A 24,742-nucleotide genomic window follows, 5' to 3' on the forward strand; every position below is an offset into this window, starting at 1 on the left:
ACACTCCCTCATGCCGCTGGCCCGTATCGGGTCCTGCACCAGCGGTCAGATGAACCAATGCATTCAGTCGTAACAGAAAAGTAGACCCAGAAGCCACCGCTAGAACCGTCATCCAGGTTATTCCCGGCGGCTGACGCTGAAAGCGGCGAGCCCCAGGAAGACGGTGGCGAAGGCGAGCAGCACCGGCACCTCGAGGCCCGCGCCCGAGGAGGAGGTGCTCACGGCGAGCGAGGCCTCGGCGCCGTAGAGCGCGCGCCGGATGCCCTCCACGGAGAAGCGCATGGGGTTGAAGCGCATGACCCAGGCCAGCAGGGGCCCGGCGCCCTTGAGGGGGAACATGGCACCGGAGAGCACCCACATGGGCAGCAGGACGATGCTCATCACCGCGTGATAGCCGGCGGTGGAGCGCACCCACCAGGCGAGGGCGATCCCCATACCGGTGAGGGCCAGGGCGGACAGCAGCATCACCGACGCCAGCAGCGGCACGTTCAGGGTGGCGGCCTTCACTCCGGCGAGCGGGGCGAAGAGCAGGAAGAGCGAGGCCTGCAGCAGCGCGATGGCCGAGGAGCCCAGCGCCTTGCCCAGCACCACCGCCAGGCGCGAGCCCGGCCCGGCCAGCACCGACTGGAGGAAGCCCTCGCGCCGGTCCTCGATGACGGAGATGGTGGCGAAGATGGCGCTGAAGAGCACCACCATGGTGACGACGCCCGGGAAGGAGAAGCGCTGGTAGTCCATCCCCTGCGCGCCGTCGACGCGGAAGGAGCCGGCGAAGCCCGCGCCGATGACGAACCAGAAGAGGATGGGCTGGGCGAGCGCGCCGACGATCCGGCTGGGCTGGCGGAAGAAGCGCACCACGTCGCGCACGAGCAGCACGCGCACGGTGGCCCACTGCAACGCGAGCGCGCCGGGGGTCCGCTCCTCCTCGCGCGAGGCGCGGGAGTCCACGACAGCCAGGTTTCGCTCGGGCTCGCCGGAGGACTCGGGAGCGGTGGTGGCGTGGGCGTTCATCGACGACGACTCCTACGGGCGGGCTCGGCCGCGGGTTGATCCGTGCCGAGTACGCGGCCGGTGAGCTGGAGGAACACGTCCGCGAGCGTGGGACGGCGCAGGGACACCGAGGCGAGCCGGCCGGCCGGGAAGGCCTCCACCAGCCGGGGCACCAGCGCATGCCCCTGCTCCACTTCCACCTGCACCCGGCCCTCCACCACGCGCGCCTCCAGGCCCAGCCGCGCGCGCAGCTCGGCCGCGAGGGACTCGGGCTCACGCGCCTCGAGCGTCACGATGTCACCGCCCACCCGTGCGGCCAGGGCCGCTGGAGTGTCGGTGGCCACCAGCCGGCCGGAGTCCAGCACGGCGAGCCGGTCGCACATCTCCGCCTCGTCGGCGCGGTGGGTGGTGAGCAGCACGGTGAGGCCCTCGGCGTCGCGCAGAGCCCGCAGGTGTGCCCAGAAGGAGCGGAAGGCGGCCTCGTCGAGCCCCTGGGAGGGCTCGTCCATGAGGACGATGCGCGGCTGGTGCACCAGGGCGCGCGCCAGCTCCAGCCGCCGGCGCATGCCACCGGACCAGGTGGAGACACGCTCGTCGCCGCGCTCCTGGAGGCCGATGAGGCCGAGCATCCGCTCCACGCGCTCGCGGGCCCGTTCGCCCGTCAGCCCGTACAGCCGGGCGCCGAGCATCAGGTTCTCCCGCGCGCTCATCAGGTCATCCAGGCTGCCGCGCTGGAAGATGATGCCCATGCGTCGGCGCAGGGCCGGATCATGGAGCGACAGGGGCTTGCCCTCGAACAGCACGCGCCCGGAGTCCGGGGCGAGCAGGCCGGCGAGCAGCTGGAAGGTGGTGGACTTGCCCGCCCCATTGGGGCCGAGCAGACCGACGATTTCACCGCTGCCCACCGCGAGACTCAGACCGTCGACAGCCACCCGATCCTTGAAACGGCGGGTGAGCCCGTCGAGTTGGAGCAGTGGCGCCGGGGCGCGGCCCGCCGGGGAAGGGACAGCCGTCAGGACCGTGGACATCCTCGAATCAACCGTGTCCCCCGCTGTCGAGCATCAGCGCGGCGAAGAGGCCGGCCAGGTACAGCAGGCTGAACAGGAACGTCTGACGCGCCCAGGTCCTTCCCAGCCGGCGGAAGAGCCCCATGGCGCCCAACCCCAGGAAGGACAGGCCCAACAGCACCGCGGCCGCCAGGTACCAGGCGCCGGCGATGTGCAACTGGAAGGGCAGCAGCGTCATGGGCACCAGGGCCACCAGGTACAGGACGATCTGCAGCCGGCTGGAGTCGTCCCCTCGCTCGATCGGCACGGACTTGAGACCGGCCGCCGCGTACTCGTCCTTGCGGAACAGGGCGATGGCGATGAAGTGGGGGATCTGCCACAGGAAGAGGATGGCGAAGAGGACGTAGCCGCCCGCGTCGATCTGGTCGGTGACGGCCGTCCAGCCCATGAGCGGCGGCAGCGCGCCGGGCACCGCGCCCACCAGCATGGCGGTGGAGGAGCGCGCCTTGAGCGGCGTGTACGCGAGCACGTAGCTGAGCAGCGCCAGCAGGCCCAGCCCCGCGGTGAGCAGGTTGGCGCCCAGCGCGAGCGCCGGCAGGGAGATGGCCGCCAGCCCCAGCCCGAAGGCCAGCGCCACCGACGGCTCCATGCGCCCCGAGGGCAGCGGGCGGTTGCGGGTGCGCGCCATGAAGCGATCGCTGTGCCGCTCCCAGTAGCAGTTGAGCGCGTTGGCGGCGCCCACCAGACCGGAGGTGGCCAACAGCGTCACCAGGATGCGCGACACCGTCAGCTCGCCAGGAGCCAACCACATGCCGCCCGCGGTGGTGGCGAGCACCAGCCCCGACAGCCTCGGCTTGGTGAGGGACAGCAGATCCGAAGCGAAGCTCGACTCACTCACGGCACGCGCGCTCACGCGGAACTCCCCAAGGCGCGACAGGCTGGCGGCTGACGCGGTTGGAGGCGGATGACGACTCCGCCCAGGGTGGAAAACGCCCCTCCCCTTACACATAGGAGAGCGCCACTTCAAGCAAACGGGCGCGGGATCTGGCATCTCCCCGCGCCCGTCGGCATCAGCACCGCTTGTTGAAAACGGCAGCCCGGCTACAGCGCCTGGGCCTGGGCCACGTACTCGCCCTTGGGCTCGCGACTGATGTACTCCCTCGCCAGCGCCTTGACCTTGTCGGCCTGCTTCCTGTCCTTCGAGAGGAACGCCGCGTAGAAGTAGTAGGCCGGGGCGTAGTTCTCATCGGCGTTGAGCGCCTTCTGGTACGTCTCGTCGGCCTTGGCGGCGTCGCCCTTGCCCTCGAAGACGCGCGCCAGCTCGAGCAGCGCGGCGGCGGCCCGGTCCGGCTGACCGATGAACTCGGTGCTCGCCTTCTCCAGCGCGTCCTGCGCCTTCGCCCAGTCCGAGCGCTCGCGGAAGATGGAGCCCATGGCCAGACGGGCCTCGGGGTTCTTCGCGTTGGCGTCCTTCACCGAGCGCTGGTACGCGGCCAGCGCGTCGTCGAGCTTGTTCTGACGGCGGTAGGCGTTGCCCAGCATGGTGAGCAGCTTGGGGCTGTCGCCCATCGTCTTGAGGGCGGTGACGAGCGCCTCGGCGGCCTCCTTCTCGCCGCCCGGCTTGCCCATGAGGGCCTTGGCCAGCTCGGCGTAGAGCTGAGCGCGCGTGCCGTCGATCTTGATGGCCTTGCGGATCTCCGTGGCGGCCTCGTCGAACTTGTTCTCCGACAGCAGCCGGCGGCCCTTGATGAGCGATAGCTCGGGGCTCCTCTTGTCCAGCGCGAAGCCCGTCTCCTCGGCCTTCTTCAGCTCCTGGGCCGCCTTCTCCTTGTCGGCGGGCACACCGGTGGCCTCCACCATCCGCGTCTGCTCATCGGGCTTGAGCTTGTCCATGCTCGCGACCACGCGCGAGATGAGCAGCGAGCGCGCCAGGTAGGCCGCCGCGAGCTGGCGCGGCGACGGAGGCGGCTGGGCATCCACGAGCTTCTTGATCATCTGCGCCGCCAGCCCGAAGTTGGGCTCGTCCTGCTCCAGCATCAGCAGGGACTTGCCGAGCAGGGACTCGGGGTGGTCCTTCTCGTAGCGCAGCGCGAAGTCGTAGTTCTTCCAGGCGATGGAGTCCTGGCCGAGCCGGCGGTACACGGCGCCGAGCGCGGCGTAGATGCGCGGGTCGTCCGGCGCCAGGGCCTGGGCCTTCTCCAGGTTGTCCTTGGCGCGATCCAGGTCGCCCGCGTTCATCTGGATGAGGCCGAGCGTCAGGTACAGCAGCGAGCTGCGCTTGCCCTGCTCGTCGAAGGTCTTGACGTGCTTCTCGAGCTCGGTGAGCGCGTCCTTGCCCTTGCCACCGTACGTACGGAAGAGGGCCTCGGCGGCATACAGGTGCGAGCTGATCTCCCCGCTCTTCTTGGCGGCGTTCAGATGCTCCTCGGCCTTGTTGCGCGCGTCGTCGCCACCGCCGTGCTCACCCCAGCGGATGGCGTAGGCATAGGCCAGGTAGCCGTGGGCGGCGGTGGAGTCCGGATCCACCTCGAGCGCCTTGTCGGCCGCCTCGCACGCCTTCTTGTAGGAGTCGAAGGAGTCGTGCTTGAGCTGATCGGTGGCGGCCTCGAGCTGCTTCTTGATCTCCCGGTTGCGATGCGCGGCCATACGCCCCTGGACGAAGTAGCCGCCCAGGATGATGGGGACCGCGATCAGCAGGCCGAGCGTGATGAACTTGCTGTTGCCAGCGCTCTTCTTGCGCGGCTTGCGAGGCGCGTCATCGTCGTCGTCGGTGTCGACGTCATCGTCCTCGTCGACGACCACCGGCGGGCGGCGGGCCGCGGTGCGCACGGGCTGCTCGGCACGGGCCTTGGGACGCGGCGCGTCGTCATCGTCCGCGGCAACCTGGGCCCTGCGGGTGGCGGCCGGAGCGGGAGCAGCGGGCTCGGGGGCGGCGGCCACCGGCGCGGGCGCGGGGGCCACCGGCGCGGGAGCCGGAGCCACCGGCGCGGGGGCGGCGGCCACCGGCGCGGGCGCGGCGGCCTGGGGCACCGGCACCTTGTACTGCTGCATCGCCGCGAGCGTCTCGGCGTCAGCGGGGTCCGCCTCATGGGCCTTGAGGAGGTTGGCCTTGCCGGCGTCGGCCTCACCGGTCTTGAGCTGAAGGACACCGGCCATCCGCAGGGAGGCCTTGTCGTTGGGCTGCACCTGGAGGGCGCCGAGCACCTCTTCCAGGGCCTTCTTGTCCTTGCCCTGCTCCGAGTACACGCGAGCGAGCAGGAGGCGAGGCTCCGCGCGATCGGGGTGTGCCTTCACCCCTTTCTTGCAGACCACCATCGCTTCCATGAAGCGGCTCGCGGCGAGATACGCCTCGGCCAGTGGCTTGTAAGCGTCAGAGGAAGGGTCGGAAGCGAACGCGTGCTCCAGCTTCGCAAGCTCGGCCGGGCTCAACGTCTTCGATGAGGGAGTAGACATTCCGAATGGAGGCGCCTGTAAGGAGGGGGTTCTTATGACACCCCGAGTTGCCGCGCGTCAATCGCCCATGCGGACCGAAAGATTCCCGGCTTGACACGTGGAATAGGGTCCTGTATCTGCCCGTTCGTCTTTCGGCGGCGGAAAAAAGCCCACGCCGGCGGGACACGTGGTACGTAGTGGGTATGGGGGTGTAGCTCAGTTGGGAGAGCGTCGCGTTCGCAATGCGAAGGTCGTCGGTTCGATCCCGTCCACCTCCACCATGAAGAAGTGAAGAGGGCCTCACTGGAAACAGTGAGGCCCTTTTCATTTGGGCTACGAGTGAATTGAAAAGCGCCCGGGGTCTGTTATCCGGGGCCGATGACCGAACAGCCTTCGATCTCGTTCTTCGCTCGCTTCTGGCTCGCGTTCGTGTGCTTCTGGCGAATCTGGTTCGACCAGGCGTTCGCCCAGGCCGTACTGCCAGTCCGTGAAGCCGACAAGGCCGGCACGCTGCCGGCCGTCACCCCGCCCGCGGAGCTGCCAGCCGCCACCGAGCAGCCCAAGGCCGCCCCCGTCCCGACGCCGGTCGTCGCGCCGCCAACGCCGGTCGCCCCCCCGCCCCCCGAGCGGGAGCACGCCCCGGCCCTGCAGCTGCTGTCCATGCTGCAGCGCGAGGGTCGCTTCATCGACTTCCTCCAGGAGGACGTGGCCGCCTTCCCGGACGCGGACGTGGGCGCCGCCGCCCGTATCGTCCACGAGGGATGCCGCAAGGTGGTGCGTCAGTACCTCTCGCTGGAGCCCGTACTGCCCCAGACGGAGGGAGACCGGGTGAACGTGCCCGCCGGCTTCGACGCCCAGCGCATCCGCCTCACCGGCAACGTGGCCGGCCAGCCTCCCTACAGCGGTGCCCTGAAGCACCACGGCTGGGTGACCACGGCCGTGAAATTCCCATCCACCAGTCCGGCGATGGATCCCCGGGTGCTCGCGCCCGCTGAAGTCGAACTGTCCTGACATCAGATTGAGCCCATATGGCCCGCTACGCGATTGGAATCGATCTCGGCACCACGCACTCCGCGGTCTCCTACTTCAACCTGGAGGAGGGAAAGCCCCGCGGCCCCGCGCAGTCCATGCTGCCCATCCCGCAGCTGACGGCGCCGGGCACCGTGGAGGCCCGCCCGCTGCTGCCCTCGTTCCTCTACCTGCCGAGCGCCCAGGAGTTCCCCCAGGGCAGCCTGGCGCTGCCGTGGAACCCGGGAGCCACCAGCATCGCCGGTGAGTTCGCCCGCACGCATGGCGCCAAGGTGCCCACGCGGCTGGTGTCCTCGGCGAAGAGCTGGTTGAGCCACCCGGGCGTGGACCGGCGCGCCGCGCTGCTCCCCTGGCAGGCCCCCGAGGAGGTGCAGCGCGTCTCTCCGGTGGAGGCCTCCACCCGCTACCTGCGCCACCTGCGCGAGGCGTGGGACCACACCTTCGCCCGGGTGAAGGAGGACGCCGCCAATGCCATGGCCGCACAGGACGTCATCATCACCGTCCCGGCCTCGTTCGACGCCGCCGCGCGCGACCTGACGCTCGAGGCCGCGAAGGCCGCGGGCCTGGAGAACATCATCCTCCTGGAGGAGCCCCAGGCCGCGCTCTACTCCTGGCTGGAGGCCCAGGGAGAGACCTTCCGCAAGCGGGTGAAGGTGGGTGAGGTCATCCTCGTGGTGGACGTGGGCGGTGGCACCACGGACTTCTCGCTCATCACCGTGCGCGACCGCGCGGGCGACGTGGAGCTCACCCGCGTGGCAGTGGGCGACCACATCCTCCTGGGCGGCGACAACATGGACCTCGCGCTGGCGCACACGCTCAACCAGCGCCTCACCGCCGAGGGCAAGAAGCTGGATGCCTGGCAGTTCAACGCCCTCACCCATGGTTGCCGCGTGGCCAAGGAGACGCTGTACGCGGATCCGTCCATGGCGAAGGCGCCCATCGCGATTCCGGGCCGGGGCTCGTCGCTCATCGGCGGCACGCTCCGCACGGAGCTGGCCCGCGAGGACCTCGACCGCGTCCTCACCGATGGCTTCTTCCCGCCCTCCCCCGCCTCGGAGATGCCACGCGTGGCCCGGCGCACGGGTCTCGCGCAGATGGCCCTGCCCTACGCGCAGGACCCGGCGGTGACGCGGCACCTGGCCGCCTTCCTCACCCGGCAGGCCCAGGCCCTGGCCAACTCGCCGGACTCGCCCGTGGACGTGGGCGGCAAGACCTTCATCCACCCCACCGCCGTGCTCTTCAACGGCGGCGTCTTCAAGGCGGGTCCGCTCAAGGCCCGGGTGATGGAGGTGCTCAACGGCTGGCTCACCGCGGACGGCGGCCAGCCGGCGCAGGAGCTCGCGGGCGCGGACCTGGACCTGTCCGTGGCGCGCGGCGCGGCCTACTACGGGTGGGTGCGGCAGGGTCACGGCCTGCGCATCCGCGGCGGCACGGCGCGCGCCTACTACGTGGGCGTGGAGACGGCCATGCCCGCGGTGCCCGGCATGGAGCCCCCCGTGAAGGCCCTGTGCGTGGCCCCCTTCGGCATGGAGGAGGGAACCCAGGCGGACGTGCCTCCCCAGGAGTTCGGCCTCGTCACCGGCGAGCCCACCAGCTTCCGCTTCTTCGCCTCGTCCGTCCGGCGCGACGACAAGGTGGGCACCCTGGTGGACGACGTGGACAGCGACGAGTTCGAGGAGCTCGCCCCCATCGAGACGACGCTCCCGGGCACACCCGCGCCCTTCGGGGACCTGACTCCCGTCAACCTCCAGGCCGCCGTCACCGAGGTGGGCACGTTGGAGCTGCGCTGCCTGGAGAAGAATGGCCCCGGGAAGTGGAAGCTGGAGCTCAACGTCCGCATGAAGGAGTAGAAGGGGCCCCGCGGTCAGGAGGGCCGCACGCACGCCTATGCACATCGTCGGCATCGACCTCGGAACCACTCACTGCGCCGTCGCCTCGGTGGACCCCTCCAGGGGCCCCACCTCCCCCGTGGAGGACTTCCCCGTCCCCCAACTGGTGCGCCAGGGCGAGGTGAGCCCACGGTCGTTGTTGCCCTCGTGCGTCTACGTGCCCGCCGGCCATGAGCTCGCCGCCGGCTCCCTGCGCCTCCCCTGGGGCGACGGTGGCCCTCATGTCGTGGGTGAGCTCGCCCGCTGGCAGGGCGCCCGTGTGCCGGGCCGGGTGGTGACGTCCGCGAAGAGCTGGCTGTGCCACCCGGGCGTGGATCGCTCGGCCCCCATCCTTCCCTGGGGCGCTCCGGCGGACGTGGCGAAGCTGTCCCCCGTGGAGGCGAGCGCCCTGCTGCTCTCGCACATGGCCCGCGCGTGGAACCACGCCCACCCGGACGCGCCGCTGTCCCAGCAGGAGGTGGTCATCACCGTCCCCGCCTCCTTCGACGAGGCGGCCCGCGCCCTCACGGTGAGCGCCGCACGAAAGGCGGGCCTGGAGAAGTTCACCCTCCTCGAGGAGCCCCAGGCGGCCTTCTACGACTACACCGCGCGCCACCGGAAGGACCTGGCGACGTCACTGGAGGGCGTGCGGCTGGTGCTGGTGGTGGACGTGGGCGGCGGCACCACGGACTTCACCCTGGTGCACGCGGGCGTGTCCCCCGAGGGCCCCATGCTGCGGCGGCTCGCGGTCGGCGAGCACCTGATGCTCGGCGGCGACAACATGGACGCCGCGCTCGCCAGACGCGTGGAGGAGAAGCTCTTCCCCGACGGCAACCGGCGCCTGTCCGCCACGCAGTGGACGCAGGCCATCCAGGCCGCTCGCACCGCCAAGGAGGCCCTGCTGGGCAACAACCCGCCCGAGCGCTACGGCGTGTCCCTCGTCGCCGAGGGCAGCCGACTCCTGGGTGGCTCGCTGTCCACGGAGCTGACGCGCGAGGAGGCGGAGTCGCTCGTCATGGACGGCTTCTTCCCCCGCTCGGGCCCACAGGAGCGGCCCCGGCGCGTGTCGCGCATGGCGCTCCAGGAGCTGGGACTGCCCTACGCGCAGGACGCGGCCATCACGCGACACCTGGCGGCCTTCCTCGCGCAGCACGCGGCGGCGGGCTTCGCGGCGCTGGGAGAGACGGCGCCCTCGGAAGGTGCCCTGCCCCGCCCCGACGCCATCCTGCTCAATGGTGGCGTCTTCAACTCGCCGCGGCTCGCCGAGCGGCTGGTGGAGGCGGTGAGCGCGTGGTGGCCAGGGGCTCCGCGCATCCGGCTGCTCAAGCACGAGTCGCTCGAGCTGGCGGTGGCGCGCGGCGCGGCCTACTACGGGCTGGTGCGGCGCGGGCACGGCCTGAAGATCGGAGGCGGCGCGGCGCGTGCGTACTACGTGGCCCTGCAGCGCCCGGCGGATAGCTCGGAGCAGCCGGTGCTGTGCCTCATCCCCCGAGGCTTCGAGGAGGGCAACCAGGTCGCCATCGGCGAGCGATCCTTCACGCTCACGCTGGAGCGGCCGGTGCAGTTCACGCTGTACTCCACCACGAGCGACCGCATCGACAAGCCGGGCGACGTGGTGACGCTGTCGGAGGAGCTGAAGCCGCTGCCTCCCATCCACACGGTGCTCAAGGGCGCCGCGGGGAAGACGGCGGAGGTGCCGGTGCACCTGCAGGCGGGGCTCACGGAGATCGGCACGCTGGAGCTCTTCGCCGTGTCGAACGTGGCGGACGAGCGCTGGCGCCTGGAGTTCGAGCTGCGCGGCACGGGCGGCGAGCGCGAGCTCACCGTCACCGAGTCCATGCCCGCGCGCTTCGCCGAGGCGAAGGACAACGTCGAGCGGGTGTACGGCAACAAGCCGCTGCCCATCGGCCCCAAGGACGTGAAGCAGCTGTCGCGCACGCTGGAGAAGGTGCTGGGCCCGCGCGAGACGTGGCGGGTGCCGGTGCTGCGCGAGCTGTGGAGCTCGCTCTTCGCGGGGGCCTCCAAGCGTCGCCGTACGGCGGACCACGAGCGCGTCTTCTACAGCCTGACGGGCTACACGCTGCGGCCGGGCTTCGGCTACCCGCTGGACCACTGGCGGGCGGAGCAGACGTTCTCCCTCTTCGAGCCACTGGTGCAGCACCACACCGAGAAGTCCGTGTGGATTGAATTCTGGGTGATGTGGCGGCGCATCGCCGGCGGGCTGAGCGAGGCGCAGCAGCGCAAGCTGTACGACTACCTGAAGCCCCACCTGTCGAGGAAGGTTCCGCTGGACGCACCTCAGCAGGGCAAGCTCAAGGGCATCCAGCCCGAGGGCCTGGACGAGATGGTGCGCACGGCGGCGTCGCTGGAGCACCTCGACCCGAGTGACAAGGCGGAGGTCGGCGGCTGGGTGGCGGCGCGGCTGAAGGCGGAGAACAAGAGCGGCGGCCCGTGGGCCTGGGCGCTGGGACGGCTGGGCGCGCGAGTGCCACTGTATGGCAGCAGCCACAAGGTGGTGGACGTGGAGGTCGCCGAGGCCTGGCTGTCGCTGCTGCTGGAGATGGATCTCAAACGCATCGACGGAGCCCCGTTCGCGGCCGCGCAGCTCGCGCGACTCACGGGGGACCGGATGCGGGACATCCGCCCCGAGCTCCGAGAGAAGACGGCTCAGGCCCTGCGCGCGGCGAAGGCCTCCGACACCTGGGTGCGGATGGTGACGGAAGTCGTGGCGCTCGAGGCGGCGGACGAAGCGCGGGCCCTCGGCGACACCCTGCCCGCGGGCCTGCGCCTGTAGCTGCTCGAAGGGTAGAGCGCTCCCTCGGGTCGGAGCACGAGGCTCCGCCCCTCGAAGGAGGCGTCTACTCGCGGACCCGCTCAGCCCTGCGAAGCGACGGAGATCGGCTCTTCCTCGACGGCGACGGCGGGAACCGGCACCACCTGGAGGTTGGCGACCGCGGCGGGAGCCTCGGCAATGGCCTCGGCCTCGACCTCGAGCGTCCCGGTGGCCTTGTCCTTCGGCTTGCGCGTCCCCGCGCCAGAGCGGCACGTGCGGCACCAGGGCTGATTGCGGATGGCCCCGTCCGCCATCTTGCGCAAACCGAACTGCGCCAGCGGCTTGAGCGAGCGGCACTTGAGGCACATCAGCGAAATGAGCACCTCGTGCCCGTCGGCATCGTAGACCGCCGACTTACGCCGCTTGCGCGGCTGCCCCGGCTCGCGCGTCGTCTTCGCCTCCTTCGAGGCCGGCGGCGGCATCATCGGGGTAACCTTGTAAAGCATGTGTGTCCCTCCCTGCCGGCGGGCCACGATCGGTGCCTCTGAAGGCTCCTCGGATCACGGCGCGCCCCCACTAGACTAAGGAGGAAAACGGTCGTTGAAAACTGATCCCAGGCCGATTTTTCGGCGTGAGCCGCGATCTGCCCGGATCTCGGCCACTTGCATGCGCTCCCGGTGGAGCCCCAACCGCGCGCGAGCCGATTTTCCGGCCCGCGCGCGAGTCCGGCCTCGTTGTCAAGGCCGCGCGGAGGTCGCGGCCTCGGGACCCTTGGAGGCGCACTTCGCCCCCTCCTCCACGAAGCGGATGCGACCTGTAGCAGGCGCGGAGATGGGCTTGCCGCGGCTCTTCCACCATGTCGCGACCGCGTCACGGAGGATCAGCTCGCGGCCGACTCCCAAATCAATGCGCTCGGGAGGCACCTGTGACAGCACCGTCCCCAGCCCGGCTGCACCGCGGGCGAGAAAATCCGGCATCACCACCCGGTACAGGCGCTTGGGCTCGAGCGGCTTGCCATTGGCCAGGGTGACGTCGCGCAGGCGCTCGGGGCCGGCGCACTTCGCGAGGGTCACCTTCAGACCCGACTGCTGGAAGACGCCCGAGCGCGAGCCATAGGCCACCGCCACCAGACGCCGCAGCTCCTCTCCAGAAACGGTGACGATGGCCACGGTGTTGTCGAAGGGCAACACCTCGTAGAGGTCCCCGTAGGTGAGCGCCCCGGCCTTCAGGTTGGCACGCAGGCCGCCGGAGTTGAGGAGGGAGACGTCCGCCTTCTCCATCTCGCGCAGCGCGTCCGTGAGCACATCGCCGAGCGCGCTCTCGGTCTCGTAGTTGCGCCCCAGGTTCGTGGTGACGGTGACACCCAGGGGCCGGCGCTGCTCCTCCTCCACGCGCGCCAGCGCGGGGGCCACGAGCGCCTCGACCTCCTTGTCCGGCACCACCGGCCCCCCCAGGAAGGTCGAGGGCACGAGCTGCACCGCGGCCCCCAGTTCCTTCAGCTTGCGCGGGTCGCAGCTCCCCGTCTTCGCATCCACCCGGGCACACACGGGAATGGCGGCCTGGAGGCGGGTGCGCTCCGGCAACACCTTATGACTCGCCGGGTCCACGAAGAGCTCCACCACCCCGAAGGAGCGGCCCAGTCCCGAGGTGGAGAGGACGGGCACGTTCCCGAAGTAATGACCCATGGCCTGGTGGGTGTGGCCCGCGAAGACGGCATCCAGCGTGCCCGGTGGCAGCGCTTCGACCAGGCCGTAGATTTCTCCATCCGAGCGATCACAACTCGAGGTGTCGCGCGGGTTGGAGAGATCGGCGCACTTGCCACCGGCGTGGGCGAGCCCCACCACCACCTCGGCGCCCCGGGCACGCAGGCGACTGGCGGCCTCCAACGTGGTGGGCACCATGTCCTCGAAGCGCAGGTTGACCATGTGCGCGGGGTTGGAGATGCGCGGGGTGGACGGAGTGGTGAGGCCCACGACGCCCACCTTCACGCCCTTGAGCGTCACCAGCAGCGTGCCGTCGTTGCCGAGCCACGCGGGGTGCCGACCGGTGGCGGCGTCACGCACGTTGACGGTGAGCAGCGGGAAGCGCGCCTGTCGGATGCGGGCGGTGAGCGCTCCGACGGGATCCTCGCCCGGCCCGGGAACCGCCCGGGGCCCCACCGGCCCGTAGTCGAACTCGTGGTTGCCGAGAGCGGCGGCGGCGTAGCCCAGGTGGTTGTAGACGTCGATGACGGCGGCGCCCTCGGTGAGGTTGGAGGCGAGCGTCCCCTGGAAGAGATCGCCCGCGTCGAGCAGCAGTACGCCTCCCGGGTTGTCCGCGCGCAGCCGGGCCATGTAGCCGGCGAAGACGGCCGCCCCACCCTCCTCCACCTGGAGTCCCTCGGACAGCGAGGTGGTGTGGGGCATCAGCCAGCCGTGGAAGTCATTGGTGGCCACCAGGGTGAGCCGCACGGGCTCGGCGGAGGCCTGGAGGGACGGGGGCTCGGAGGAAGGCCGAGACTCCGCGGAACGTGGAGCACCGGCACAACCGGCGGCCACGAGGGCCACCAGCGGGAGGACGAGTCGGGAGGAATCCATGCGGGCGCTGAGTTGAGCCCAGCCGCCCCCCGCAGGCAACCGACGTCAGGAGCCAGGGCGCCGGCGCGAGAGCAGCAACACGCCCGCCAGCACGAGCAGCAGCGTCCCCGGCACGGACGCCGAGGCACAGGCACAACTGGCGCCATTCCCGTCGTAGCCCGGCGGCGACTCACCACCGATGCCGGGGGGCGGCACACTGACGGGCGGCGTGTCGTCCCCCCCATCCGTCCCCCCATCCGACGTCCCCGCATCCGGGCTGGTCCCGGGACTGGTGTCCGTGACGAGTGGAGTCGGGAAACCGGTGGCGATCGCCGACCACTGGACGAGCTTGAAGTTCTCGTTGGCGGCGCCGTTGGAGCTGTCGTGCACGGCCACCATCCCCAACGGGAAGAGACTGCCCAGGGAACGGTTCGTCACCACCACCTGGCGAGGGCGCTCCACCGCGTCGATTCCCCCATCCTGGACGAGGGAGAAACTGCCCCGGAAGGTATGCGCGCCGGGCTGACGCTCGTAGATGCGCACCGCGTTCTCGCCCCCGCTCACCGCCAGCAGGTAGCCCTGGACTCCGGAAGCCGTATAGAGGGCCACTCCACCCAGCGGCTGGACGAGCCCTCCTCCGGTGACGACATCCACCGAGGTCCGGCTGTCCGAGGCATCGGGCTCGGCGCCGTATTGCCAGATGCCGGTGTTCTGCTCGACGACATAGAGCGTGCGCTGGGCATCGTCGACGGCCAGGCCCACCACGGCGCCTCCCACGTCGAGGGTTCGCACCAGGCCCACCGTCGTGCTCCCATCCGGCTGGGCGGTGAGCTCGAATTGCACGAGGGCGCCCGTCGCGCTCCCCGCGAAGGCGAAGATGCGACCCGTGGTGGGGCTCGCGTACAGGGCCACCGTGCTGGGGGAGAACCCCTGCGCGATGATGGGCGAGAGCCCCGTTGCCCTGCGCATCTCGAGCGTCGTGGGCTCGATGACGTACGACACGAGCGCCTGAAGGGTCGGGTTGGCCACCATCACCAGGGGCTGGGTGATGCCAGCCACCGGAACGCCCTCCTGCACGTCCACCCCCAGGACAACGCCCTCGGAGAGCTGCGCCCGCAGGGTGCCATTGATGTCGTAGAGCAGGAGCCCGACCTGGTTGTCCGCCACGAGCAACAAGCTGTTGAGGGGATCCGAGGGATGTCGCCACAGGGCGGCGCCCTGCACCACGGCTCCAGTGCCCAGTGCCGGATCCGTCTCCAGCGTGGGCAGCACCTGGATCGTCTGCTGGGCGAGCACGGGTACGCCGGAGAGAAGGACAGCCAGGACAAGGAATATTCGGAAGCGCACGACGGCCCCCTGGGCGGTATTCGTCGCAACGGGGTGGCCATGGAGCCCCGCTCGCGCAAGGTGGGAGTCCTCGCGGATGTTGCGCGCCGTCACATTTCCAACCCCGGCCACTCTCCCCCAGAAAGGGAGAGGAAGAGCATGGCGGAGCTCGACAAGGCGGACGCGGTTTTCGAAGGCGGAGGAGTGAAGGGCATCGGGCTGGTGGGCGCGCTGGAGCACCTGGAGGAGCGCGGCGTGAAGCTCCAGAACGTCGTGGGCACCTCGGCCGGAGCCATCGTCGCGGCACTCGTGGCGGCGGGTTACTCGGCCGGAGAGCTGAGCACCATCATGGAGGAGCTCGACTATCGACGGTTCACGGACATGAGCGCGCTGGACAGGGTGCCCCTGCTCGGCCCCGCGCTGAGCGTGCTGCGCGAGAAGGGGCTCTACGAAGGTGCCTACTTCGAGCGCTGGCTGCGCGACCTGCTGGCCAGGGCCCCCCGGAAGGTCCGTACCTTCCGCGACCTGCACATGCAGGGCGAACAGCCCGGGTCGAAATACTTCTACAAGCTCCAGGTCATCGCCGCTGATCTCACCCGGCGCAAGCAGCTCGTCCTGCCCTGGGACATCCGGGATTACGGAATGGAGCCCGAGGAGCTCGACGTGGCCCGGGCCGTGAGGATGAGCATGAGCATCCCCTTCTTCTTCGAGCCCGTGCGGCTCCAGGATGGAGGAGGCCTCACCTGCTACATCGTGGATGGCGGAGTGCTCAGCAACTTCCCCGTCGACATCCTCGATGACAAGTCGCTCGAGCCGCCCTGGCCCACCTTCGGTCTCAAGCTGGTGGATCAGGTGAATGACCTGGGAGTCGCGGAGGAGGCACCGAGCCGCATCCAAGGCCCCGTCTCCCTCCTCCGGGCGTTGTTCTCCACGATGATGGAAGCGCACGACAGGCGCTACATCCAGGAGAAGAACTTCGATCGCACCATTCCCATCCCCACGTTGGGCGTGAAGACCACGGACTTCGGCATCCGCCGGGAGCGGAGCCAGGCCCTGCGCGTCTCGGGCCAGAAGGCCGCCGAGCGCTTCTTCCAGAAGTGGAACTTCCAGGAGTGGATCCAAAAGCACCGCGTCCCCGAAGTCATGGCGCGGAGGGACGCGGAAGCCACCGGGCCCGCGGCGCCCAGAGGCCCCGAGCCGATGCACTCGGCGATGTAAGGAGCTCTCGAGGTGGGCTCATGCCCGTGGTTCGAGAACCTCCCGGAGCAGGCCGCGTTCCTCGAGCACTCCCTGGATACGGTGACCCAGGGAAACATGCTCGGGATTCGCGGCGGTGAGGCGTTCGGGAGAGAGGACGACGAGCAAACCCTTGTCTTCCACGGGCTCGACGCGCGCGGGTACTGGCAACGCGGGCACCTCGCCCCACTGGCGCGAGTAGTACGTCAGCCAGCCCACGAAGGTGCCGGGGTAGCGGTTCCGCGACATCTGCTCGCGGAAGTCATCGGTGGCGGCAACGGCCCAATCCGGCTCCCACGCGAGCACCATGGCCCGCATCACACCGGTCAACACGGGAAGATTGACCAGACGGTCCCAGCCCGGCGGTGGTGTCGCCGCCTTCCTCTCCGGCATCTGGCTGCAACTGTTCTGGCTGCGGCTCGCGAGCAAGGCCGTGCCCCTGCTCTGCCTCGCCTCATGGTTGTGGCCTCCACGCGAGCGCTACACCCGGTGGATCGCCGCGGGCCTCGCGCTCTCCCTCTTGGGAGGCCTGTTGCTGGAGGCTCACGAGAGCAAGTCCGGCATCCCCCGACTCGCCTTCACGCTGGAGTTGGCTCGGACGTCCTAACGCCGCAGCGCAGCCTCATAGGCCTCGAGCGTCCCCTCCGCGCAGCGAGCCCAGGTGAACCGGGCCGCGTGCCGTCTTCCCTCCTCCGCCCAACGCCGCCGCTCGGTGTCCGAGCGCAGCAGCCGATCCATCGCCTCCGCCAGTCCCTCCGCGTCGTCCGGCCGCACCGCCAGCGCCGCCTCTCCGCACACCTCCGGCGTGGCCCCCGTCGTGGACACGATGGTTGGCGTCCCCAGCCACATGGCCTCCAGCGGCGGCAGTCCGAAGCCCTCGTACTTCGAGGGGAACGCGAACACCGTCGCCCGCCGCATCAGCTCGTAGAAGACGGGCTCGGATTGGTACCCCAGCGGGCGGATGTCGTGGCCCTCCGCGCGCATGCGCCCCACCCGGCTCTCCACCGAGCCCGAGCCGAACCAACTCTGCCCCGCCAGCACCAGCGTCGCCGGCCGGCCCCTCGCCTTCAGCCGCTCGAGAGCGTCCAGCACCAGGCTCACGTTCTTCCGCACGTCCAGCGAGCCCGCGTACAGAACGAACTGCCGTGGCAACGACAGCGAGCGCAGGAAGTCCTCGGTGGTGGCATCCGTCACATGGCGGTCCACGTGGTCCACCCCGTTGTGCACCACCGACACCTTGTGCGCGACCTCGGGGTGACGGGCCAGCAGGTCGTCCCGGGTGCACGCGCTCACGCAGACGATGCGGTCCGCGACCAGGACGCTCCGGGCGAGCCACAGGCGGAACTGCCAGCGGTAGGCCCGGGACACCGTCTCGGGCATCAGCAGGGGAATCAGGTCGTGGACGGTGACGACGTAGGCCTTGCCGGGGATGCGCACCAGCGGGAGGTTGAAGTTGCCGAGCGCGTGGTACAGCGACGCCTCCGAGCTCCTCAGGGCCTGGGGCAGCCGGCCGAGCACGTAGGCGGTGCGCCCCATCCGACCCCGTGGGTCCTCTCCCGAAACCCGAGCCCCCAGGCGCTGCAGGCGCACGCCCCGGTTCTCGAGGCCCGCGGCCAGACAGCGGGCATACAGGCCAATACCCGTGGTGGGCTCGTCCCACAGACTCGCATCGAAAGCGACAGGACCGATGGACACGGGGCGCCTCATAGCACGGTGCTGTGATAGGCAGGGTTCCCCTATGGCGGTCCATCAGCTGATTCCGAGCTTCGTCGCGGGCGACGCCACCGGACAGGCGGCACTGCACCTGCAACTCCTGCTGCGCCGGCTGGGCCACTTCGGCGAGCTGTACGCGGGCGAGGTGGGCGCGGGCCTGGAGTCCCTGGCCCACCCCGTCTCCGCGTTGCGCCCGGGCCCGGATGACCTCGTCCTCTACCACCACGGCATCGCCTCGCCGCTGAGCAGCCGGCTGCTGCACCTGCCCTGCCGCCGGGGTGTCGTCTTCCACAACATCAGCCCCGCGCGCTACTACGCGGGCACCCCGCTGGCCGAGGCGCTCCTCACGGGACGGGCGCAGCTCGCCGCCATGGCCCCCTTCACGGACGTGGCCATCGGCGTGTCGGACTACAACAGCGCCGAGCTGCGCGAGGCCGGCTACCGCGACGTCCACACCGTCCCCCTCTTCGTCGAGCCCCAGCGCTTCTCCGAGTCCAACGCGGACCAGGACATGCTGCGGCGCCTGTCCGGCCCGGGCCCCGTGGTGCTCTCGGTGAGCCGGGTGGCGCCCCACAAGCGCTTCGAGGATCTGCTCGCGCTGCACGCGGAGCTGCTCCGGCTGCGGCCCGAGGCGCGCCTGCTGGTGGTGGGCGGCTACGAGCCGGGCAGCCGGTACTTCAAGTCGCTCGAGCGCAAGGCACGAGAGCTGTCCGGGGTGCACTTCCTCGGGAGGCTCAACCACGCGGAGCTGGTGGCCGCGTACCGCTCGGCCAACGTCTTCGTCTCCATGAGCGAGCACGAGGGCTTCGGCGTCCCCCTCATCGAGGCCATGGCCGCGGAGCTCCCGGTGCTGGCCTACGCGGCGGCGGCGGTGCCCGAGACGCTCGGGGGCGCGGGGATCGCGTTCGACCAGAAGCGCTTCGCCTTCCTCGCCGAGCTGGTGGTGGACCTGTGCGAGGACCCGTCCTTGCGCGAGCGCCTGCTCGCGGGCCAGGCCCGGAGGCTGGAGGACTTCTCCGCCGAGGCGAGCCAGAAGGCCCTCGCGAAGGCGCTGGGTGAGGACAGACGGCCCAAGCGCCGCGCCGCGCCGGCGAGGAAGAAGCCACGGGTGGGAGTGGTGGTGCAGCGTTACGGCGAGGTCACGGGCGGGGCCGAGCGGCACGCACAGCAGGTGGTGGAGCAGCTGGCGCCGCACTGGGAGCTGACGGTGCTCACCACGTGCGCGAAGAACCACCTGTCCTGGGAGAACGTCTTCCCGCCGGGCGAGGAGCAGGACGCGAACGTGGAGGGCGTGCGGGTGCTGCGCTTCCCGGTGACGCGCGTGCGCCACATCCGGCCCTTCAACGCGCTGTCGAGGCAGGTCTTCGACAAGCCCAACGAGCGGCTGCGCGAGGAGCACTGGGTGGCGGAGCAGGGCCCGGTCGTGCCCGGCCTGCTCGAGCACCTGGAGACGCACGGGGCGGACTACGACGGCTTCATCTTCTTCACCTACCTGTACGCGCCCACGGTGTGGGGCCTGCCCATGGTGGCGCGGCGCTCGCTGCTCGTCCCCACGGCACACGACGAGCCGCCCATCCGCTTCGGCGTGTACTCGGACGTCTTCGAGCGCCCACGCGCCCTGCTGTGCAACACGCCCGAGGAGGTGGAGCTCATCGGGAAGTACTACCCGAACCATGCTCCCGCGACGGTGGTGGGCGTGGGGGTGGACGTGCCGGAGGAGGTGGACCCGGATCGCTTCCGCGAGCAGTACGGCGTGCGCAATCCCTACCTGCTCTACGTGGGGCGGCTGGAGGCCGGCAAGGGCATCCCCGAGCTGCTCGCGCACCACCGGGAGCTGCGCTCGCGCTTCCACGACGCGCCGGACCTGGTGCTCGCGGGCGAGGCGCACATGGAGCTGCGCGGCGAGGGCGTGCGCCACGTGGGACGCATCAGCGAGCAGGACAAGTACGACGCGCTGGCGGGCGCTCTAGCGGTGGTGGTGCCCTCGCGCTTCGAGAGCCTCTCGCTGCTCACGCTGGAGGCCTTCGCCGCGGGAACGCCGGTGCTGGTCAACGGGCACTCGGAGGTGCTGGTGGGCCAGGTGGAGCGCAGCCGCGCGGGCCGGACGTACACGGACATCGAATCGTTCATCACGGGACTGCGCGAGCTGGGCGAGCAGCGCGCCGCGCTGAGCCGGCGCGCGAAGACGTACGCGGCGCGGTACACGTGGCCCAGGGTGGTGGACGCCTACCGGGAAGAGATGGAACGCATCGTCAGGGAGAAGAGCCGATGAAGCTGCTGGGACGGGACATCCCCGCGCGAGAGCTGGTCGCGCGCATCGAGGAGCGCCTGCGCACGCGGGGTCTGCCCACGTCGGAGCAGGTGGACGTGCCCGAGCAGGGCGTGGAGCCGCGGGTGGATCCGCTCTCCTTCAACCTCCAGGCCCTGGAGGAGAACGCGGACGCCACGCGTGGGCTGCCGCTGCACACCCACCGGGGCGGGACGGGCCAGTTCGTGCTGGTGGCCAAGTGGGCCTTCCGCAAGACGTGCCAGGTGTTCATCAACGAGGCGCTCGGCCGCCAGCGCGTCTTCAACGGCCACGTACGCGACTCGTACGCGCAGCTCTCCGCGGAGGTGATCCGCCTGCGCGCCGAGGTGGAGGCCCTGCGCGCCGCCCAGGCCGTGCCCCAGGTCCAGACCTCACCTGCCCAGGAGCCGCAGCCGACGCCGTCCCGCGCGCGGCGCACGGCGAAGCAGAGCAAGGCCTCGGAGGAGTAGCCGGCCTCAGTTCCCCGCTTCGGCGGAGGCCACGGCGATCAGCGATACACCGAAGGGCAGCGAGACGCGCGGCACGACGTGCCGCTCGGCGCTGAAGACGGCCTCCAGCACCTGGTTGGTCAGGCCCGAGCCGTCCGTCACCTCCACATCGGAGCGCGGCGCGCCATTCCGCGGCCTCGGAAGCAGGCGCTGCAGCAGGCGCACCACGGCGATGGGCGGGAACAGGAGGCTATTGAAGTAGGAGGACCAGCGCGGGCGCAGCCCCGCGCCCGTGAGCTGCGCGGTGAGCAGGTCCACGGTGTAGCGGCGCTGGTGGTGGTGCACCGTATCGTGCTCGCTCCAGAGGAAGCCAAAGGCGGGCACGGTGAGCACCAGCAGCCCACCGGGAGCCAGCGCCGAGCGGATGCCCCGGAGCGCCCCCTCGGCGTCGGGGATGTGCTCCAGCACGTCGAAGGCCGTCACCACGTCGAAGCGGCCCGGGGGGATGTCCTGGGGGATGTGCCCCTGGTGGAGCGGGAAGTCCAGCCCGAGCCGCCGCCGGCACAGCGCCAGCGCGTCCGGGGAGCCCTCCAGGCCCACCACCTGGCCGAAGCGCTGGAGGAGCGGGAGGTTGCCGCCCGTGCCGCACCCGACGTCGAGGATGCGCCGCTGGGAGGCCGGCGGCAGGTGTTGCCGGAGGACGGCCTCGATGATGTTGCGGCGGCCCCGGAACCACCAATGGTGGTCCTCGGTCCGAGCCATCTCCTCGAACAGGTGGGCTTCCATGCGGCCCCTTCACATAGCCCACCTCGTCCAGCGTGGACAGGTCCCCGGCCCTGCTCGGCCACCCGCCCACCTGCCGCCTCGCGGCTTCCCACCACTCCCAGGCATGCTAGAGAGGGCCGCGGAGACGTATCCATGCTCAACAACAAGAAGATCTGCGTCGTGATGCCTGGCTACAACGCCGAGCACACCGTCAAGAGAACCTATGACGAGATTCCCAAGGACGTCGTGGATGACGTCCTGCTCGTCGACGATGGCTCCAGCGATCGAACGGCGGAGATCGCTCGCTCGTTGGGAGTCCACACCATCGTGCACCCGAAGAACCGGGGCTACGGCGGCAACCAGAAGACCTGCTATACCGAGGCGCTGCGGCGTGGCGCGGACATCGTGGTGATGGTCCACCCGGACTATCAATACACGCCCCGGCTCATCCCCGCGCTGGCCTCGTGCATCAGCAGCGGCATCTACGACGTGGCGCTGGGCTCGCGCATCCTCGGCAACACGGCCCTCAAGGGCGGCATGCCGCTGTACAAGTTCGTGGCCAACCGCTTCCTGACGGCGGTGGAGAACATCCTCGTCGATCAGAAGTTGAGCGAGTACCACACGGGATACCGGGCCTTCTCGCGCGAGGTGCTGCTCACCCTGCCGCTCGAGGAGAATGACGACGGGTTCGTGTTCGACAACCAGATGCTGGTGCAGGCCATCCACTTCGGCTTCCGCATCGGCGAGGTGAGTTGCCCCACGCGTTACGAGGAGCAGTCGTCCTCCATCGGCTTCGCGAAGAGCGTGCGCTACGGCTTCGGCGTGCTCGAGGCGGCCGCGCAGCTTCGGTTGATGCGGATGGGCCTGATGCCCCAGCCCCGCTTCCTCTCCCCGGAGGGGCGCAAGCTGAACATCGAGTCCCCGCAGGAGCAGGCCCGGGGGGCGATGTGACACCGGGTCCCCAGCCCGTGGAGACGTCCACCCCTCCTGCCCCTGACGAGCGGACCCTCCTGGGTCCACTGCTATCCCTGGCGGCCGTGGCGCTCGGACATGCCATCCAGGTCTCCAATGGGACCCGCCACCCCACCTCGATGACGCTGCTGTCGGTGGCGCTGGGGACCTCGCTGTTGGCCGTGTTGCTGCCACTGTCCGGACAGGCGCGGCTCGTACGCATGGCCGAGCGCGCGACGCTCCTGGTGCTCGGCGTGGGTCTGGTCTGGCAGTTCATCCAGCTCGCCACCTCCTCCCCCGCCATGTACCTGCGCACGGGGCCTCGGGGATTCGCTCCGTTCCTCGGAGGAATCGCCATGGCGGCGGTGCTGGCCGGGGCGGGACTGGGCGGTCAGCCCTGGCTGGGGAAGCTGCGCGTGCCGCTGCTGGTGGGCGTGCACGTCGTGCTGGGCACGTGGATCATCCGCGCATCACCGCATCCGCACATCGACGTCTATACGTTCCACATCGAGGCGTTCCAGGCGCTCGGCAAGGGAATCAATCCCTACGCCATCACCATGCCGAACATCTACGGGCATGACCTGTTCTACGGGCCGGGACTGACGGAGAACGGGCGCTTGCAGGTGGGCTTCCCCTACCCTCCGCTCAGCCTGCTCCTGGCCGGTGCCGGACACCTGCTCGGAGGGGACTACCGCTTCGCCAACCTGGTGGCGATGGGACTGGCCGCGCTGATGATCGCCACCTGCCGGCCGGGACAGTGGGCCCCGGTGGCCGCGGTGGTCTTCCTGTTCACGCCCCGGACCTTCTTCGTGCTCGAGCAGGGGTGGACGGACGTGTACGTCGCGCTCCTGATGGCCGCCACCGTGTGGTGTGCATGCCGGGCGCCCCGGTGGATACCCGTCGCGCTGGGCCTGCTCTTCGCCAGCAAGCACTACATGGAGCTCGCCGCCCCGCTCGTCGTGCTGCTGCACCCGGGCCCCCGGCCCTGGCGGGACACGCTCCGCACGCTGCTGAAGGCCGCGGCGGTCGCGGCGGTGGTGACGCTGCCCTTCGCCGTGTTGGATCCAAAGGCCTTCGTCCATGACCTGCTCGGCTTCCAGCTCCGTCAGCCCTTCCGCATGGACGCGCTCAGCTACCTGTCGTGGTGGGCCAAGGAGACGGGGGTCCAGCCGCCCTCGTGGCTCGGCTTCGCGGTGGTCCTGCCCGCGCTCGGGCTGTGCATCTGGCGAGCGCCCCGGACGCCCGCGGGCTTCGCCGCCGCGGTGGCGATGACGTTCCTGGTCTTCTTCGCGTTCAGCAAGCAGGCCTTCTGCAACTACTACTACTTCATCGTCGCCACCCTATGCTCCGCCATCGCGGCCTGGACGCCCCCCCGTGCGGGCTCCTCGGATGGCGCCGTGACAGCGGGGCCGGTCGACGGTCCATGACCCGGCACGAGGCGGGTGCTCGTGACGGGTGCACACCGCGCTCATCCTGGATTGACCCCCTGGAGCCCCTGTTCCAAGCTCCCGCGCAGTGGCTCCGCCAACCATCAGCGTGGTGATTCCCGCGTACAACGAGGGGGCCCGGCTTCCGGGCTTCGTGGAGTTGCTCACACGGGTCTGCCTCGCCACCGCGTCACCCCTCCTGGAGCTCATCGTCTTCGACGACGGGAGCGCCCGGGAGCAGGCGGAGAAGGAACGGGCGAGCGTCGAGGCAGCCCAGGCCCGGCTGGCGACGGAGGGCTCGCCACATCGCTTCCGCTTCATGGCGGCCGAGCGCAATGGTGGCAAGGGCCTGGCCATCCGGCGGGGCTGGCGGGAGGCCGCTCCCCAGGCCGAGTGGCTGGCCTTCCTGGACGCGGACGGCTCGGTGAGCGCGGAGGAGTTCCTGCGTCTGGCCACCCTGGCGGCCGCGTCACGGGACCTTGACGTGGTGGTGGGCTCGCGTGTCCAGATGGCGGGGCGGCACGTGGAGCGCAGCCTCTTCCGGCACCTGCAGGGGCGCGTCTTCGCCACCTTGACGGACCTCCAGTTCCACCTGGGCTACTACGACACCCAATGTGGGGCGAAGCTCTTCCGGGCCTCGATGCTGCGGCCCTTGTTGGACCGGCTTCGCGAGGACCGGTGGCTGCTGGACGTGGAGTTGTTGGTGCTCATGCGGGAGCAGGGCGCCCGCCCGCTCGAGGTCCCCATCGACTGGGCTGATGCCGGGGATTCGAAGGTCCGATTCGGCGTGGATGCGGCCCGCATGTTCTGGGGGTTGAGGAAGATGCACCGCCGGTTACACCAGCACCAGTAGCCCACCTCATCAAGTCTGCTTGCTTTCCAACCGGTAAGCCGCGAAATAGGCCCGGTCTGGCAGCCGTTTTTCTCCGGTTGCCTT

20 protein-coding genes and 1 tRNA gene are annotated in these 24,742 nt (G+C 70.2%); 11 read left to right on the plus strand and 10 right to left on the minus strand.

The features are described from left to right. Positions 1-117: 117 nt before the first annotated feature. The 4 genes from JQX13_RS50860 to JQX13_RS50875 form a co-directional block, all read right to left on the minus strand. On the minus strand, positions 118-1,008 hold the full coding sequence (locus tag JQX13_RS50860; RefSeq protein ID WP_203406575.1) for an ABC transporter permease: 891 nt from the start codon (positions 1,006-1,008) through the stop codon (positions 118-120). Beyond that, on the minus strand, positions 1,005-2,015 hold the full coding sequence (locus JQX13_RS50865; protein ID WP_203406576.1) for an ABC transporter ATP-binding protein: 1,011 nt from the start codon (positions 2,013-2,015) through the stop codon (positions 1,005-1,007). The genes JQX13_RS50860 and JQX13_RS50865 overlap by 4 nt, the downstream gene beginning before the upstream one ends. Before the next feature lie 7 nt (positions 2,016-2,022). Further along, on the minus strand, positions 2,023-2,907 hold the full coding sequence (gene cyoE, locus JQX13_RS50870) for a heme o synthase (protein ID WP_203406577.1): 885 nt from the start codon (positions 2,905-2,907) through the stop codon (positions 2,023-2,025). Positions 2,908-3,095: 188 nt separating this feature from the next. Beyond that, entirely contained in the window at positions 3,096-5,447 is a 2,352-nt protein-coding gene (locus JQX13_RS50875; RefSeq protein ID WP_203406578.1) for a tetratricopeptide repeat protein, read from the minus strand. 184 nt (positions 5,448-5,631) lie between these two features. On the opposite strand from JQX13_RS50875, the gene JQX13_RS50880 reads away from it, so the two are divergent. From JQX13_RS50880 to JQX13_RS50895, 4 genes are all read left to right on the plus strand, one after another. After that, positions 5,632-5,707, plus strand: a tRNA-Ala gene (locus tag JQX13_RS50880). 97 nt (positions 5,708-5,804) lie between these two features. Further along, positions 5,805-6,437 carry a DUF2760 domain-containing protein gene (locus JQX13_RS50885; protein WP_203406579.1) on the plus strand — a complete coding sequence of 211 codons (633 nt, stop codon included), beginning with the start codon at positions 5,805-5,807 and terminating at the stop codon, positions 6,435-6,437. A 17-nt stretch (positions 6,438-6,454) separates the two neighbouring features. Next, a complete protein-coding gene (locus tag JQX13_RS50890; RefSeq protein WP_203406580.1) occupies positions 6,455-8,305 on the plus strand; it encodes an Hsp70 family protein in 1,851 nt (616 codons plus the stop codon). Between the two features lie 37 nt (positions 8,306-8,342). Further along, a complete protein-coding gene (locus tag JQX13_RS50895) occupies positions 8,343-11,117 on the plus strand; it encodes an Hsp70 family protein (RefSeq protein WP_203406581.1) in 2,775 nt (924 codons plus the stop codon). A gap of 80 nt (positions 11,118-11,197) precedes the next feature. Here the strand turns inward: JQX13_RS50895 and JQX13_RS50900 are convergent, their stop codons facing one another. The 3 genes from JQX13_RS50900 to JQX13_RS50910 form a co-directional block, all read right to left on the minus strand. After that, complete coding sequence (locus JQX13_RS50900; RefSeq protein WP_203406582.1) at positions 11,198-11,602, minus strand: hypothetical protein; 405 nt, start codon at positions 11,600-11,602, stop codon at positions 11,198-11,200. Between the two features lie 231 nt (positions 11,603-11,833). Then, positions 11,834-13,672 carry a bifunctional metallophosphatase/5'-nucleotidase gene (locus JQX13_RS50905; protein ID WP_203406583.1) on the minus strand — a complete coding sequence of 613 codons (1,839 nt, stop codon included), beginning with the start codon at positions 13,670-13,672 and terminating at the stop codon, positions 11,834-11,836. A 45-nt stretch (positions 13,673-13,717) separates the two neighbouring features. Continuing rightward, positions 13,718-14,998, minus strand: a complete 1,281-nt coding sequence (locus tag JQX13_RS50910) for a myxosortase-dependent phytase-like phosphatase (protein WP_203406584.1) — start codon at positions 14,996-14,998, stop codon at positions 13,718-13,720. 138 nt (positions 14,999-15,136) lie between these two features. Between JQX13_RS50910 and JQX13_RS50915 the strand changes: the two genes are divergently transcribed. Further along, positions 15,137-16,195, plus strand: coding sequence for a patatin-like phospholipase family protein (locus JQX13_RS50915; RefSeq protein WP_203406585.1), 1,059 nt, complete (start codon positions 15,137-15,139; stop codon positions 16,193-16,195). An 18-nt stretch (positions 16,196-16,213) separates the two neighbouring features. Here the strand turns inward: JQX13_RS50915 and JQX13_RS50920 are convergent, their stop codons facing one another. Then, entirely contained in the window at positions 16,214-16,546 is a 333-nt protein-coding gene (locus tag JQX13_RS50920) for an Imm52 family immunity protein (RefSeq protein WP_239014369.1), read from the minus strand. 7 nt (positions 16,547-16,553) lie between these two features. On the opposite strand from JQX13_RS50920, the gene JQX13_RS50925 reads away from it, so the two are divergent. Further along, positions 16,554-16,820, plus strand: a complete 267-nt coding sequence (locus JQX13_RS50925; RefSeq protein WP_239014370.1) for a lysoplasmalogenase family protein — start codon at positions 16,554-16,556, stop codon at positions 16,818-16,820. Here the strand turns inward: JQX13_RS50925 and JQX13_RS50930 are convergent. After that, positions 16,817-17,908: a glycosyltransferase family 4 protein gene (locus tag JQX13_RS50930; protein ID WP_239014371.1), complete on the minus strand. Its 1,092-nt coding sequence runs from the start codon at positions 17,906-17,908 to the stop codon at positions 16,817-16,819. The two genes, JQX13_RS50925 and JQX13_RS50930, sit on opposite strands and share 4 nt — an antisense overlap. Before the next feature lie 43 nt (positions 17,909-17,951). Between JQX13_RS50930 and JQX13_RS50935 the strand changes: the two genes are divergently transcribed. Further along, positions 17,952-20,198, plus strand: coding sequence for a glycosyltransferase family 4 protein (locus tag JQX13_RS50935; protein WP_203406589.1), 2,247 nt, complete (start codon positions 17,952-17,954; stop codon positions 20,196-20,198). Next, on the plus strand, positions 20,195-20,683 hold the full coding sequence (locus JQX13_RS50940) for a hypothetical protein (RefSeq protein WP_239014372.1): 489 nt from the start codon (positions 20,195-20,197) through the stop codon (positions 20,681-20,683). Before JQX13_RS50935 ends, JQX13_RS50940 begins: the two co-directional genes overlap by 4 nt. A 6-nt stretch (positions 20,684-20,689) precedes the next feature. Here JQX13_RS50940 and JQX13_RS50945 read toward each other — a convergent pair whose 3' ends face one another. Further along, positions 20,690-21,448: a class I SAM-dependent methyltransferase gene (locus JQX13_RS50945; RefSeq protein ID WP_203406590.1), complete on the minus strand. Its 759-nt coding sequence runs from the start codon at positions 21,446-21,448 to the stop codon at positions 20,690-20,692. A gap of 132 nt (positions 21,449-21,580) precedes the next feature. Between JQX13_RS50945 and JQX13_RS50950 the strand changes: the two genes are divergently transcribed. The 3 genes from JQX13_RS50950 (at position 21,581) to JQX13_RS50960 (ending at position 24,658) form a co-directional block, all read left to right on the plus strand. After that, on the plus strand, positions 21,581-22,378 hold the full coding sequence (locus JQX13_RS50950) for a glycosyltransferase family 2 protein (protein WP_203406591.1): 798 nt from the start codon (positions 21,581-21,583) through the stop codon (positions 22,376-22,378). After that, positions 22,375-23,805, plus strand: coding sequence for a hypothetical protein (locus JQX13_RS50955; protein ID WP_203406592.1), 1,431 nt, complete (start codon positions 22,375-22,377; stop codon positions 23,803-23,805). The genes JQX13_RS50950 and JQX13_RS50955 overlap by 4 nt, the downstream gene beginning before the upstream one ends. Before the next feature lie 88 nt (positions 23,806-23,893). Beyond that, the gene (locus tag JQX13_RS50960; protein WP_203406593.1) at positions 23,894-24,658 is read left to right on the plus strand and encodes a glycosyltransferase; all 765 of its coding nucleotides are present in this window, start codon (positions 23,894-23,896) and stop codon (positions 24,656-24,658) included. The last annotated feature ends 84 nt before the right edge of the window (positions 24,659-24,742 follow it).

The organism is Archangium violaceum (genome assembly GCF_016859125.1).
GTDB lineage: Bacteria > Myxococcota > Myxococcia > Myxococcales > Myxococcaceae > Archangium > Archangium violaceum_A.

Excerpts from the sequence above, each read along its gene's own strand:
- JQX13_RS50860 (WP_203406575.1), bottom strand. The coding sequence starts at position 1,008 with ATGAACGCCCACGCCACCACCGCTCCCGAGTCCTCCGGCGAGCCCGAG.
- JQX13_RS50865 (WP_203406576.1), bottom strand. The coding sequence starts at position 2,015 with ATGTCCACGGTCCTGACGGCTGTCCCTTCCCCGGCGGGCCGCGCCCCG.
- JQX13_RS50875 (WP_203406578.1), bottom strand. The coding sequence starts at position 5,447 with ATGTCTACTCCCTCATCGAAGACGTTGAGCCCGGCCGAGCTTGCGAAG.
- JQX13_RS50885 (WP_203406579.1), top strand. The coding sequence starts at position 5,805 with ATGACCGAACAGCCTTCGATCTCGTTCTTCGCTCGCTTCTGGCTCGCG.
- JQX13_RS50890 (WP_203406580.1), top strand. The coding sequence starts at position 6,455 with ATGGCCCGCTACGCGATTGGAATCGATCTCGGCACCACGCACTCCGCG.
- JQX13_RS50895 (WP_203406581.1), top strand. The coding sequence starts at position 8,343 with ATGCACATCGTCGGCATCGACCTCGGAACCACTCACTGCGCCGTCGCC.
- JQX13_RS50900 (WP_203406582.1), bottom strand. The coding sequence starts at position 11,602 with ATGCTTTACAAGGTTACCCCGATGATGCCGCCGCCGGCCTCGAAGGAG.
- JQX13_RS50905 (WP_203406583.1), bottom strand. The coding sequence starts at position 13,672 with ATGGATTCCTCCCGACTCGTCCTCCCGCTGGTGGCCCTCGTGGCCGCC.
- JQX13_RS50915 (WP_203406585.1), top strand. The coding sequence starts at position 15,137 with ATGGCGGAGCTCGACAAGGCGGACGCGGTTTTCGAAGGCGGAGGAGTG.
- JQX13_RS50935 (WP_203406589.1), top strand. The coding sequence starts at position 17,952 with ATGGCGGTCCATCAGCTGATTCCGAGCTTCGTCGCGGGCGACGCCACC.
- JQX13_RS50940 (WP_239014372.1), top strand. The coding sequence starts at position 20,195 with ATGAAGCTGCTGGGACGGGACATCCCCGCGCGAGAGCTGGTCGCGCGC.
- JQX13_RS50945 (WP_203406590.1), bottom strand. The coding sequence starts at position 21,448 with ATGGAAGCCCACCTGTTCGAGGAGATGGCTCGGACCGAGGACCACCAT.
- JQX13_RS50950 (WP_203406591.1), top strand. The coding sequence starts at position 21,581 with ATGCTCAACAACAAGAAGATCTGCGTCGTGATGCCTGGCTACAACGCC.